This window comes from Clostridium transplantifaecale (assembly GCF_900626075.1).
GTDB lineage: Bacteria > Bacillota > Clostridia > Lachnospirales > Lachnospiraceae > Otoolea > Otoolea transplantifaecalis.
In genome coordinates this window covers 1,067,497-1,080,262 of the sequence record NZ_UYZY01000002.1, presented here as the reverse complement: position 1 = coordinate 1,080,262, position 12,766 = coordinate 1,067,497, and the positions used below count along the sequence as shown (strand labels likewise).

The following is a 12,766-nucleotide window of genomic DNA, read 5'->3' as shown; positions in this document are numbered from 1 at the left end:
TGTGTTAATTTCCCCTGTTAAACGACTCAGATTACCAGCGCCCTTCCCGCTTCCATCAGAGTCTTTCCATCGGCCACAATCGTCGCATCCTTCATGATGAGATCGTAGTGGCAGGATGCCTTCACAACTCCCCCGAGTGTGATGCTCGTTCCAATTCCTATATGAGCCGACCCGTAGACACCCTCGTCTTCCAGCATAAATCCCATGAAACGGCACTGTGGGTTCAGCCCCACTCCCATCTCTGCAATGTTATATACATTGGGATCATTTTTCGCCGCCAGATCGGCTTTCAGCATACCGGCCTGTTTTCCGCCCTCAATCGAGGTGATAAATCCGTTTTCCACCGTAAGACGGACCGGTTCATCCAGAACGCCGATACCGATATATGGGATGCTGGCATCCGCCACGATCACGCCATTGGCCGTTCCTTCCAGCGGGGACACATTTGCCTCCACCGTCGGTATCGTGGAAAACTGACCCTTCTCTACCATACAATAGAGGGAGTTTCCTCTTCGTCCTGCTGCCGAATAACGCAGATTTGTACCTGCTGCCGTCGTCAGTACAATTTCCTGAGAACCGGCCAGAGCCTCCGCCATGGCCTTGCATACCACCTTGGCTTCCTCAAAATCGCACTCGATGCCGCCGTGAATCATCATCTCCTCACTGAACTGTGTCAGGACGACGCCCCGGGAACCGTTCTGGACCGCATCTTTTACCGCATTGGTGTGTGTGATGGATTTACCTACAACGGAGATAAATGCGTCGCTGGACTTCATAGCCGCCGCCACCGTCTTAGGCGGCTCCTGGCTGTCCTGCTCCCTCGGCTCCATCACCGTAAGTATAGGCTGCGCCCCAACGCGGTAAACAGCGGCCGCCACCGCCTCGGCGATACTCAGTTTGGATTCCTCCGTGATAATTACCACCTCTTCGCCCGGCTGCACTTTGACACAGGTGCTCACCACTTTGTCCGCCCCTCTTGCCATTAAAATTTTCTTCATCCTGTATATCCTCCTTATTATTAATTTTATTCTATATTCTATATTCTATAGAATATATATTAGTAAAAAAAAGAAGTCTCCTTCTTTTTTTAGTTTTCCTGCTCCCGGGAACCGGAATCTCCGTATACCGGGCGTCGTCCCTCTATGTATTTCTGGCCATTGCGGATATGGGTCACCATTGCCTTCTGCGCCCTCTCCAGATCGTGATCCCGGATCGCCTCGGCTATCGCAACATGCTCATGATAAATCTCATTTCTCCGCTTCCCGTCGCTGGCGGAATACTTCATATCCCGTGAGATAACCGTATTCAGCATGTCGAGCAGACGGCAGAGCATCGTGTTGTCTGCTGTCAGATAAATCACATTATGAAAGCTCTTATTAATCCTTGATACCTCCAGAATATCTTCTGTATTCTTCTCTTTCTCGATGATATCAAAGAGCTGGTTTAAGGTATTCTCGTCAAACCGGCCGATTGCATCTTCCAGCGCCATCTTCTCCAGCGCTTCCCGGCAGTGATAAGCCTCCCGGATCTCCTCCTCGTCCAGTTCCTTCACAACAGCGCCGCAGTATGGGACTATCTCAATAAAACCGTCACCGACCAGTTTTTTAAAAGCCTCCCGGACCGGGGTTGCACTGACTTCCATCTGTTTTGCAATGTGTTTTTCCTGAAGTTTTGTCCCCGGAGGAAGTTCTCCGCTGACAATTGACTGGACCAGAATCCTGTATACTTTTTCACTCAAAGGCATCTTCCCTACGATTGGCAATTCATTAATCTGCATGATCTCTCCCATCCATGGGAAAGGTTTTCTATATTCTATAGAATATAATATCTCTTCACCCATGTCAATACTTTTCTGTTATTTTTTCTATTTGTTTTCTTTCTGTCAGAATTCTCTTCCGTTTATTCTACCGGCTTCCCTTTCCCTCAGAAACTGTTAATCTCATTTTTCATGTGATTTTATTATAATGAAGTTTGTCATTAAAAGCAATATTCCCCTACTTTTTCTTGTTGTACTATGATAAAACTGATATAATAATTTTATAACGGTAAAAATATAGACATACGATTTTCTACCGTTATAAACGGGAGCCTGTATGCTCTTTACACAGCTTACCGTTACCAATAAAAGTTTGGAGGGGTATCATATGAAAGGTAATGTAATTGTCGGCCAGTCAGGCGGGCCTACCGCTGCCATTAATTCCAGTCTCGCCGGTGTATTCCGGACTGCCATCGACAGAGGGGCTCCTAAGGTATACGGGATGCTGCATGGCATTGAAGGTTTATTAAACGAAAAGTATATTGATTTATCTGAGCATATCCAGACCGATCTGGACGTAGAACTGTTAAAGAGAACACCGGCTGCCTACCTTGGCTCCTGCCGCTATAAACTTCCTGAGATCCATGAAAATATTGAATCCTATGAGAAGATTTTCGAAATCCTCGATAAACTGAACATAGAATGTTTTATTTACATAGGCGGCAATGACTCCATGGACACGATTAAGAAGTTGTCCGACTATGCAATCATCAAAGGATACCCGACGAAATTCGTCGGTGTCCCAAAGACAATTGACAACGATCTTGCTCTTACCGATCACACGCCCGGCTATGGCAGCGCCGCCAAATATATCGGCACATCCACCAAGGAAATCATCCAGGACAGCAGCGCGCTGGTTTACAGCAAGGGTCTCGTGACCATCATTGAAGTAATGGGCAGGAATGCAGGATGGCTGACCGGCTCCGCCGCGCTGTCCGAAGGCGAGGACTGCGAGGGACCGGATTTAATCTATCTGCCTGAGGTTGCTTTTGATATTGAAGATTTCCTGGAGCGAGTAAAGAACCTCCTTAAGAAGAAATCTTTCGTCGTGGCCGCTGTATCCGAGGGCATCCGCCTGGAGGACGGCCGCTATGTATGCGAGCTGACCGACGGAGTCGAGTTTGTAGACGCCTTCGGCCACAAACAGCTGACCGGGACCGCCAACTACCTGGCCCGGCGACTTGCACAGGAGATCGGCTGCAAGACCCGCAGCATCGAACTCAGTTCCCTGCAGAGGGCGGCTTCCCATCTGGCTTCACGTATTGATATCCTGGAGGCTTTCCAGGTTGGCGGCGCCGCAGTCAAAGCCGCTGATGAGGGTGACACCGGAGAGATGGTTATATTGAAGAGAATCTCCGACGACCCGTACCAGTGCACCACGGAACTGCGCAATGTACACAAAGTTTCAAATGTGGAAAAAACCGTTCCAAGGGATTGGATTAACAAGGACGGCACCTATGTGACCGAAGAATTTATCAGCTATGTACGCCCATTAATCCAGGGGGATGTTTCGCCCGTAATGGTGGACGGAATTCCGCGCTACCTGTATCATAAGAAAAATAATTAATTTTTAAACAGAAAGCGGTGAAAGGTATCAGTTCTATACCTTCCACCGCTTAAGAAATCAGAGGTATTTGTATGACGTCAAACGATGTAACCCTATACTTAAAAAACCTGCCCTTCTGGGAACATATCTCCGATGACGATAAAGACCTGATTTGCGGCAACCTGCATCCGCTTCATTATGAGGCAGGCCAGTCCGTCCACTCGGGTGAATCCAATTGCCTTGGAGCCCTGATTATCCGTCAGGGAATCCTCCGTACGTTTCTACTTTCCGACGAAGGAAAAGAGACCACCATGTTCAGGATCAGAGAAGGCAGCATCTGCATTCTTTCCGCATCCTGCGTCCTTTCCGTCATTACCTTTGATGTTCAGATTGAAGCAGAAACCGAATGTGATGTACTGTTGATCCCCAGCGCTGTTTTCCAGACGCTGATGAAGCGTAATATTTATGTAGAGAATTTTGCCTACAAACTGATGACTGAACGTTTTTCAGATGTCATCTCCGCGGTTGAGAGGATGTTTTTCCTGAATCTTCAACAGAGAATTGCCGTGTTCCTGATCGATGAGTCCGTCGCCCAGCACTCCACAACCCTCACCCTCACCCAGGAACAGATGGCAAAGGCCATCGGAAGCGCCCGGGAGGCGGTGAGCCGCAATTTAAAGCTTCTTGCAAAGAGCGGCTGTATTGAAGTATCCAGAGGCACCATCAACATCCTGGACCGGAAACAGCTCTATGAGATTATCTCGGCCTGAACCTATCCAGAGTCCGGGCCTATAGAAAGGGAAAGCGGCGTCACTGGCATCGCTTTCCCTTTTTATTATGTTTCATTTTTTATTTTTCTTTATGCTATATTGCCTTAAAACAATACATTTGATATATTCTTCTGCCTGCTGCGGCCTGTTATGCCTTCAGGGCTTTTTCCAGGGTCTGAATGGACTGTAAACCAACCATTTTTTCTTTAATTTTGCCATCTTTAAATACGATCAGAGTAGGAATGCTCATAACCTGGAACTTTTCCGCCAGCTCCGGCTGCTCGTCGATATTGACCTTTCCTACATTATAACCGGCCACTGCCAGTTTCTCCACTGCCGGTCCCTGCATTCTGCATGGTCCGCACCATGTTGCCCAGAAATCCACCAGGATGCTGCCTCCCTCTGCGCCAAGTATTTCTTTATCAAAATTCTGTGTTGTCAGTTCTTTTACGTCTGCCATGATTGATCATTTCCTTTCATTTAAAAATTACCGCTATGTTCTAAGTTACTGTAGACTTATCACTTCGATGACTGTATTATAAACATAAAAATGCGCTTTATCTGTGACTTAGTCACAAATGCTGTGCAGATTCAATTTTTTTTCATTATCATTTACGGAGGTACGAATTATGGATAACCCGCAGCTTAAATTCCGCAGTGCACAGAGGGAGGATACCGGTCTGATTCTCTATTTTATCAAAGCTCTGGCCGAGTACGAAAAGATGGCCAACGAGGTCATTGCCACGGAAGAACTACTGGAGGAATGGATCTTTGATAAAGGGAAAGCCGAAGTCCTGTTTGCGGAAGAGAACGGCACACCGATTGGCTTTGCCCTATTTTTCCACAATTTTTCAACGTTTCTCGGAAGAGCCGGAATCTACCTGGAGGATCTCTTCGTCCTTCCCCAGTACCGGGGAAAAGGCTGCGGGAAAGCCCTGTTCAAAAAACTGGCGGCCACAGCCGTGGAGAGAGGCTGCGGCCGTCTGGAATGGTGGTGCCTCGACTGGAACCAGCCGAGCATCGATTTCTACCTTTCCATGGGCGCTCAGCCGATGGATGAGTGGACCTCTTACCGAATCAGCGGAAAAACACTGCTTGAAATGGCAGAAACCTGATATTTCTTTAAACACGGCCCGAATATTTCGCGCATCCGGCCCTTTAACCGCGGAACATATTTTCCACGTAATTCTTCATTTCCTGTCGGCTCTCTACATCTCTGGAACCGTCAATATAACGCTCCTGCTCATCGTGAGACAGGGCGGCAAAGCGGTTCAGGATATCTGAATGCTGTGCCAGTTCCATAGTAAAGCCGATAGGAAGTTCATGGTTATCGATCATTTTAATCACCCCGCTATTATTTTGTGAAAATGGGGTAATTAATATGCTGGAATTTTATTGAAAATATGGACTGCAGCTCTCTTAATTTTATTGAAACGCCAAAAACAACAGGCTGTTCAAAACCCGCTGTTTTTGGCTGTAGTTCTTCTTAGTTATACTTAATTCTTCTTAAGTTATACTTAGTTCTTCTTATATCCACACTTCGGACAAACACCATTTTCATTCAGGGCAATGCCGCACAGAGGACAGCGATCGATCTGATTCTTTGTCGTAAACTCTGCGGAAGCTGCATTCACGCCGCTGGTAAAGGTGATTTTTGCAATATTCAGTTTATCCTTAAGCAGGTCATAAACAATTTTAATCATGCCCTCAACCGTCATGGTTTCTTTTGTAACCACAAGACGGCATTCCGGATATGCTGTCGCAAGCTCGGTTTTGAACGCCGGGCCCTTCATCTGATTGTTGGGGGCGCCGTCACGGATGCCCTGTTTTTCATACACTTCAAGAATGGCAGGCAGCAAAGGATCGTCTTCCCTTAAAATCAGTGCATGATCGAAATTCTTCAAAACGGCCCAGGCGGTCTTTTGAATTTCATTGCATGGGAAAACCATATTTACACCTGGTTCAACGGTATCTTCCACCTCAATGGTCAGGATGCCCGTATGGCCGTGCAGATACTGTGCTTCACCCTTAAATCCAAAAAATCTGTGAGCATATTGCAAATCTAATGTTGTTATACTTCTCATATGTAATCCTCCTGGTATTATATTTTTACGGGAATCCGCGCCCGCATACGCACATGGTTAAGACGGCTCTTTCTTCTTACATTCCGGACACAGATATTGAATCTTCAAATCGTAAGCTTCAATTTGGAAACCGACCTGCTTCTCCAGGTCGGCAGTTAAATCCGAAAGAAAAATATCAGACAGCTTTCCGCATCGGCAGCAAACCAGATGGTCATGCCGTGTAATTCTGTCATAGCGGTCGGGTTGTCCTTCAACGCTGATTTTCCGGATTCTGCCCTGCCGGTAAAGGCTGTTCAGATTATTATATACCGTCGCAATAACGACAGCGGGGAAATGTTCCTTCAGTGCGAAAAAGACTTGCTCCGCCGTCATGTGTTCATGAGAGCTATTGATAATTTTCAATATGCTTTGTCCGTACCTCATTATTTTTCTCCTAATTTAGAATTATTCTAAATCTAAATTAACATAAATTTCCAGTTATGTCAATAGATTTCTGAAAATTATGTTGATTTTGGGCGATAGTTCTGTATAAGGTGAGGGGGTAAGTGAGATGCGAGGTGCGAGGATACCTTTGTAGGATGGCGGACGGGGATGGGATCGTCGCGTCTGCAATGCAATTGTGATTAAAAAACGCCCTGCCAAACCGTAACCGGCCGGACAGGACGTTTTTTAATATGTGGGTATAGGAGATGTATGAAATTATATCAATTAATTCCTTTTCTATGCCGCCGCTTTCTTCACCTGGAACTTTCTGAATACCGGAACCAGTGCAAAGCCAAGAATTACGACAACGATGGCAATTGCGATAGGTCTGGAGAAGAAGTACGGCACCAGGCCGCCCTTTGTGGCTGCGATAATCAGGGTACGTCTGAAATTAGACTCCAGGATATCGGCCAGAACTACGCCGAGCACCAGCGGAGCGGGTTCAAAACCGTAAATCTTCATTAAATAACCTAGCAGGCCGAACACCAGCATTATCACAACCTCATACATGCTGTTGCTCAATGCATAGGTACCGATGCTGGCCAGCGCCACAATAATCGGAACCAGTACAGAGTTTGGCACCAGACAGATTCGGGCCATATGTTTTGCCATGGATACGCCGATAATTCCCATTAAAATATTGGCGAACAGGAAACCGAGGAAGATAGCGTAGGTCGTCGGAGCCTTGGAACCGATAAAGAGGTCACTGCCCGGCTGCAGTCCATGCATCAGCAGGGCGCCGTACAGGATAGCGGTAACAGGGCTTCCCGGAATTCCCAGTGTGAAAAGAGGAATCATGGCGCCGCCGCAGGCCGCATTGTTGGCCGCTTCGGAGGCTGCGATTCCAACGATGGAACCTTTTCCGTACTCCTCCGGGTTTTTAGAGGTACGTTTTGCAATACTGTAGCTGATCCAGGCCGCGATGGAACAGCCGGCAGCCGGAATAAATCCGATAAAGGAGCCGATGACCGAGCTGCGGAGCATAGTGGGCGCCAGTTTCTTTGTGTTGCCCTTTCTCCAGCGTTTTCCCTGAAGACCGGCGCTGGGATCCTCCACAATGGTGGATCCGGTGCCACGCATCAGTTTTTCCACTAATACTAGTACCTGTGAGATAGAAAACAGTCCTATCAGAATCGGTGTTGAATCGAGGCCGTCCTCCAGCCACAACTGGCCAAAGGTGAACCTGGAGACACCGCTGATGGAGTCCATGCCGATACATCCAATCAGAAGACCAAGCAGTGCGGCAAAGATACCTTTTGCCTGGTTTTCACCGGTCAGACCGGCAACTACGAGCACGCCGAAGCAGGCCACCAGGAAATACTCCAACGTAGAGAACATTAAACTGATTTTTCCCAGAGCCGGAGCAAAGAGAATCAGACAAACCGCTCCGATGATTCCACCGAGAACGGACGCTACCGTAACAACCGATATCGCTTCCATGCCCCGCCCCTGTTTGGTCATCTCATAACCATCCATGGTAGTGGCGGCGGATGCAGCAGTACCCGGAGTATGGCAGAGAACGGCTGTAATAGAACCTCCGTAAACTCCGGTCGTATACATGGCCGTCATCATAACCAGGGCCGCCGTCGGACTCATGGAAAAGGAGATCGGGAGAAGCAGGGCAATACCTACGGAAGGTCCGAGACCCGGAATAATTCCAATAACCATGCCGCCCACAACGCCGACTATAAGTGCGATGATAACCTCAATCGACAGGAATGAAGACAGCGCGATAGATAAGTATTCTAACATTTATATTCTCCTTCCTTATTACAGATAGCGGAAAAACCGGCCCAGTATACCTATTTTATAGATAGGAAGGTGCAGAATAATCACGAACACAATATAAGCGAGGATGATATACAGCACTGTGATCAGCAGGTTAACCTTGAACGACTTCAGTTTCAGATATTTTTGAGTGAAAATCATAAATATCGGGGTGGCAATCCAATATGTAATATAGCGGAATCCCAGGTAATAGATAAAGATAAAAAACATGAACAGGAATGCATATTTGCTTTCCTTCACCGTCAGCGGATAGTGGTATTCCCCCATCTGCTCTTTTGTCAGGCGAAGCCCCTTTAATATAATGAAGACTGCGCACAAAGCCATTAATACGGTCAGTGCGACCGGCAGGTAGGCCGCCTGTCCTGCAATCCTCACTGCGTTAAAAAGCACGGCAGCGCAGAACAGAAGCAGAACCAGACCTACCCACACATCTCTATGATACTTCTTACTCATATGGATAGACTCCTTTTCTATAAATAAGATAACCTTGTTTTATTCGGCTGCTCCCCAGATTTCTTTACGTGTCTCCACCTGGCTTTCAAGCAGTTCCGCAAAGGCTTCTCCCGAAGTATTGTCAAGCTGGAGGCCGAGAGCCGCCATGTTGTCGATATATTCCTGGTCTTCCATTGCCTTTAACATGGCTTCCGTCATCTTGGAAACAATCTCCGGATCCACATTCTTCGGATAGAAGTAACCGCGGGCCGCAAATGCGGTGAATTCCTCGCCTGTAGCCTCTTTTATCGTAGGTACGTCCGACATGAAATCACTGCGTTCTTCTGAGAAAATGCAGGCAATTTTCATTTCACCCGACTGGTAAGCGCTCTGTACGTCGGAGATGGAGGCAAAGAATACATCCGTATCGCCTGCCAGGAACATACCGCGGCTGTCGGAAGCCCCATCCACCGGAACTACCGTAATCTGGGTCCCGAAGGTCTTGTTAAACCACTCTGCCGTTGTGGCATCGCCGTCCGTAATACCGGTAGCCTGGGCGGAAACGAGGACCGGATTTGATTTTGCATATTCAATAAAGCTCTTGATATCGGTAAATCGCGTGTCGTTGCTTCGGATTGCCATGACGTTGTAATCAACCGCCTGGTTAGCAAGAACCTGCACATCATCGAGATTATACTTTCGTGGATTATCCGGATCCAGTTCTCCCATCGCATAGTTATGGTTGATCAGGCCTACCGTATATCCGTCGCTGTAATCGCCGGTAATCAGGTCTGTCCATGCAATCCAGCCGCCGGAACCAGTCTGGTTTTCCACTACCACGTTAACACCCAATGCCTTAGTAAGAGCCGTCGCCATATTGCGTGCTCCGATATCGGTACCGCCGCCTGCCGAGAACGGGCAGACCAGCGTAATCGTCTCTGAGGGCCACTCGCCTTTTGCTTTCTTCGGGCTTTCTGCTTCCCCGCCCTGCTGTGCCTCTGTCTTCGGCTCGTCCGCTCCCTGGCTTCCCGAGCATCCCGCCAATGTAAGCGGCATAACGGCCGCCATTGCAAGCGCCAATAAATTCTTAGTAGTCTTCTTCATAATTTTCCCTTTCCTTTCTGGTATATAAATGTATAAATATTAGTGACTATTCAGTTCCTTCCCAGCTGCCGTCCTGCGTTGTACAGAAATCCCCATAATAATCTGTTCTGTACAGGAAAAACCCGGATTTTCATGTCGAAATCCGTCAAAACAGCTCGCAGGACACTACCCTTTGAACAGTTACAAATATTATTTCAATTCACGTACGGTTTCACGCTATTTTTCAGCTTCGTCCGGCCGTGATTAAATCTCGCTTTCTTTTGTTCAATTTTGCCTTATTTTTAAATCAATCATATTATATCCTAATCATTTTTACCAACAGCTTTTCTCTTTATATCAACAGTCAAAAGGTTGTGGTATTTATTTTCCATCGTCGTATTGCGACCCTTTTCAACATCACATCTTTTGGAGTCGTAAAAGCTTTTTTACTTTCATATCAAATTATCGCACAAATTACAAGATAAATAATTGATTTTCTTCTTCCAATATTAAGAAATTTCCGAATATTTTATCAAATTTAGTTTTCTTTTATATTCCCTTTCTCACGTAACAGTCTTTTAGCTGTTGCATTTACAAAAAAACCTGTTGGACATTTTACTCCCCGGCTTCTTATACTGAAATTACCGAAAGCGATTTACCGACTATTAATAAAAATGCATACATATAACATTGGAGGTTGAATTATGACAAAGCGTGAACGAATCCAGGCTGCTGTAAAGGGGACAAAGCCCGACAAACTGCCGTACTCCCTGTGGACCCACCTTCCCGGTATTGACCTGGACCCCGCCCTTCTGGCGGAAAAAACGTATGAATTCTACAAAACATATGATGTGGATTTCATCAAGACCATGAATAACGGCATGTACCCGATCGAGGATTTTGGATGCACCGTAGATTATTCCGAAATCGCTAAGGGCGGAGTGGCAAAAGTCACCGGCACCCCTGTGAAAGAGGCATCCGACTGGTTAAAATTGAAACCATGTCCCTGTACAGAAGGCAGTCTTTCCAGGGAACTGACCTCCTTAAAGCTGCTTCTTGACAAGGTCAAAGGTGAGGAGGTTCCCGTCCTGTTCACTGTCTTCAGCCCCATAACCACAGCCGATAAGATTTCCGGCAAAACAATGCTTTCCCATATCAGGGAAGGCCACGGAGACCTCGTAAAAAAAGCCCTGGATGTTATCACAGAGACAACCATGGCCCTGGCCGCCGAGGCAATCCGGCTGGGAGCCGACGGTGTGTTTTTTGCCTCCCAGATGAGCACCTACGATTCAATGACAGCCGAAGAATATATGGAATATGGAAAACCTTATGACTTAAAGGTTCTGGAGGCCGCAAAGGATGGCTGGTTCAACACGATCCATGCCCACGGCAATAATATCATGTTCGATATTTTAAAAGATTATCCTGTTTCCGTATTCAACTGGCATGCCGGAGAGACACTTCCGGAACTGGATGAGGCCTTCCTCATGACGGGAAAATGCCTGATGGGCGGCTTAAAACGTATGGATATTACGAATGGCCATAAGAACGAGATACAGAACCAGATTTATGAGAGCTTCAAGACATTAAAGGGACTTCATCAGATTCTGACTCCCGGCTGCGTAATCCGGTATCCGCTGGATGACGATATGCTGACTTATGTGAAGAGAGTAAAAGAATACGTGGAAGAGAGAATGTATTAAACCAAACAACGAAAAGCAGGCTTTGCGAACTTTTCATTGCCACTCAATAAACACTGCGCCGCCACGGAAATTCCCGCAGACGGCGCAGTATTTTGAATCCTGCTATGGACGGGCCAGCATTACCTTCGTCATTTCAATAAATTCTCTGGCCGCTTTGGTCTGGTATTTATTCTTCAGATAGTTGATGGCGATCATCTTGTGGGCATTGGGGAAATCAAGGATAAACGTATGGATTGGTTCCTCTTTCACATTGCCGAAAACCGGCCGTTTGTCCTCCACAAAGACGCTGGGGCAGATGATAATGCCTCCCCCGGCCCTGCACATGGAGACCATTGTCATAATATTGACCGTTTCCAGAATCACAATAGGAGTCATATTTCCCTCCCTGCAGCTGCTTTCAAATATCTCGCCAATCCAGTTGGAGTGTTTCATCTTAATAAAGGGGCACCGGGCAAAAACCTGGATGGGCAGGAGTTTCCTGCTTAGAATCTCCTTCTGCTCCTCCTCGGAAAAATATTCTCTCAGGATGTTGTCGGGCACCACGATTAGAGTGTGCTCCTCGTGAAGCACCTCTGTTCGAATCCGGTCGGGCGCATCCAGCTCAAAACCAATGGTAAAATCCACATCGCCTTTATACAGGGCATCGGTAATCTCATTGGAAGTTCCCTCCACCAGACGTATCTGTACCTGCGGGAACTCGCTCCTGAATCGCATCAGAAGCGGTGGCAGAATCACCGAGCCTCTCGTATTTGGCACGCCGATTGTAAGAACCGCGCTGCGGAAGTCGCGGATATCCTGCAGTTCCAGCTCCGCCTCCTGCTTCACATTCAGAATTTTGCGGGCGCTCTTCAAAAGACTTTCCCCCGCATCGGTCAGTGTAAGAGGTGTGTTTCTGTCAAAGAGCTGGACGCCGAAGTAATCTTCCAGCTTTGCAATATGATTGCTGAGTGACTGCTGCGATATAAAAAGGCGTTTTGCCGCCTTTGTGAAGTTCATCTCTTCCGCCGTCACAATAAAATATTTCAAATTCAGGAAATTCATAACCTCAGCTCCTCCCTTTC

At 47.1% G+C, this 12,766-nt stretch carries 14 protein-coding genes; 4 read left to right on the top strand and 10 right to left on the bottom strand.

Annotation, left to right across the window (positions count from 1 at the left end):
* Positions 1-26 precede the first annotated feature (26 nt).
* Positions 27-998, bottom strand: a complete 972-nt coding sequence (locus tag EJL91_RS10470) for an aminopeptidase (protein ID WP_125141873.1) — start codon at positions 996-998, stop codon at positions 27-29.
* Between the two features lie 89 nt (positions 999-1,087).
* Entirely contained in the window at positions 1,088-1,777 is a 690-nt protein-coding gene (locus EJL91_RS10465; protein WP_125141872.1) for a GntR family transcriptional regulator, read from the bottom strand.
* 367 nt (positions 1,778-2,144) lie between these two features.
* Between EJL91_RS10465 and EJL91_RS10460 the strand changes: the two genes are divergently transcribed.
* Together EJL91_RS10460 and EJL91_RS10455 are read left to right on the top strand one after the other, a co-directional pair.
* Positions 2,145-3,383 carry a 6-phosphofructokinase gene (locus EJL91_RS10460; RefSeq protein WP_125141871.1) on the top strand — a complete coding sequence of 413 codons (1,239 nt, stop codon included), beginning with the start codon at positions 2,145-2,147 and terminating at the stop codon, positions 3,381-3,383.
* A 71-nt stretch (positions 3,384-3,454) separates the two neighbouring features.
* Positions 3,455-4,132 carry a Crp/Fnr family transcriptional regulator gene (locus tag EJL91_RS10455; protein WP_125141870.1) on the top strand — a complete coding sequence of 226 codons (678 nt, stop codon included), beginning with the start codon at positions 3,455-3,457 and terminating at the stop codon, positions 4,130-4,132.
* 148 nt (positions 4,133-4,280) lie between these two features.
* Here EJL91_RS10455 and trxA read toward each other — a convergent pair whose 3' ends face one another.
* Positions 4,281-4,592, bottom strand: a complete 312-nt coding sequence (gene trxA, locus EJL91_RS10450) for a thioredoxin (protein ID WP_125141869.1) — start codon at positions 4,590-4,592, stop codon at positions 4,281-4,283.
* A gap of 169 nt (positions 4,593-4,761) precedes the next feature.
* Here trxA and EJL91_RS10445 point away from each other — a divergent pair, with 169 nt between their 5' ends.
* Entirely contained in the window at positions 4,762-5,247 is a 486-nt protein-coding gene (locus EJL91_RS10445; RefSeq protein ID WP_125141868.1) for a GNAT family N-acetyltransferase, read from the top strand.
* 43 nt (positions 5,248-5,290) lie between these two features.
* Here EJL91_RS10445 and EJL91_RS10440 read toward each other — a convergent pair whose 3' ends face one another.
* The 6 genes from EJL91_RS10440 to EJL91_RS10415 all read right to left on the bottom strand — a co-directional run bounded on the left by EJL91_RS10440 (position 5,291) and on the right by EJL91_RS10415 (position 10,023).
* Positions 5,291-5,470, bottom strand: a complete 180-nt coding sequence (locus EJL91_RS10440) for a hypothetical protein (RefSeq protein ID WP_164516808.1) — start codon at positions 5,468-5,470, stop codon at positions 5,291-5,293.
* Positions 5,471-5,649: 179 nt separating this feature from the next.
* Positions 5,650-6,216 (bottom strand): 6-carboxytetrahydropterin synthase, encoded by a 567-nt coding sequence (locus EJL91_RS10435; protein WP_125141867.1) that lies wholly within the window; start codon positions 6,214-6,216, stop codon positions 5,650-5,652.
* Between the two features lie 57 nt (positions 6,217-6,273).
* Entirely contained in the window at positions 6,274-6,639 is a 366-nt protein-coding gene (locus EJL91_RS10430) for a Fur family transcriptional regulator (RefSeq protein WP_341466985.1), read from the bottom strand.
* Between the two features lie 297 nt (positions 6,640-6,936).
* Positions 6,937-8,451, bottom strand: a complete 1,515-nt coding sequence (locus EJL91_RS10425; RefSeq protein ID WP_125141865.1) for a tripartite tricarboxylate transporter permease — start codon at positions 8,449-8,451, stop codon at positions 6,937-6,939.
* Between the two features lie 18 nt (positions 8,452-8,469).
* The gene (locus tag EJL91_RS10420) at positions 8,470-8,940 is read right to left on the bottom strand and encodes a tripartite tricarboxylate transporter TctB family protein (protein WP_125141864.1); all 471 of its coding nucleotides are present in this window, start codon (positions 8,938-8,940) and stop codon (positions 8,470-8,472) included.
* Positions 8,941-8,979: 39 nt separating this feature from the next.
* Entirely contained in the window at positions 8,980-10,023 is a 1,044-nt protein-coding gene (locus EJL91_RS10415) for a Bug family tripartite tricarboxylate transporter substrate binding protein (protein WP_125141863.1), read from the bottom strand.
* Positions 10,024-10,706: 683 nt separating this feature from the next.
* Here EJL91_RS10415 and EJL91_RS10410 point away from each other — a divergent pair.
* The gene (locus EJL91_RS10410; protein WP_125141862.1) at positions 10,707-11,705 is read left to right on the top strand and encodes a uroporphyrinogen decarboxylase family protein; all 999 of its coding nucleotides are present in this window, start codon (positions 10,707-10,709) and stop codon (positions 11,703-11,705) included.
* Positions 11,706-11,807: 102 nt separating this feature from the next.
* Here EJL91_RS10410 and EJL91_RS10405 read toward each other — a convergent pair whose 3' ends face one another.
* On the bottom strand, positions 11,808-12,746 hold the full coding sequence (locus tag EJL91_RS10405; protein ID WP_125141861.1) for a LysR family transcriptional regulator: 939 nt from the start codon (positions 12,744-12,746) through the stop codon (positions 11,808-11,810).
* Positions 12,747-12,766: the final 20 nt, after the last annotated feature.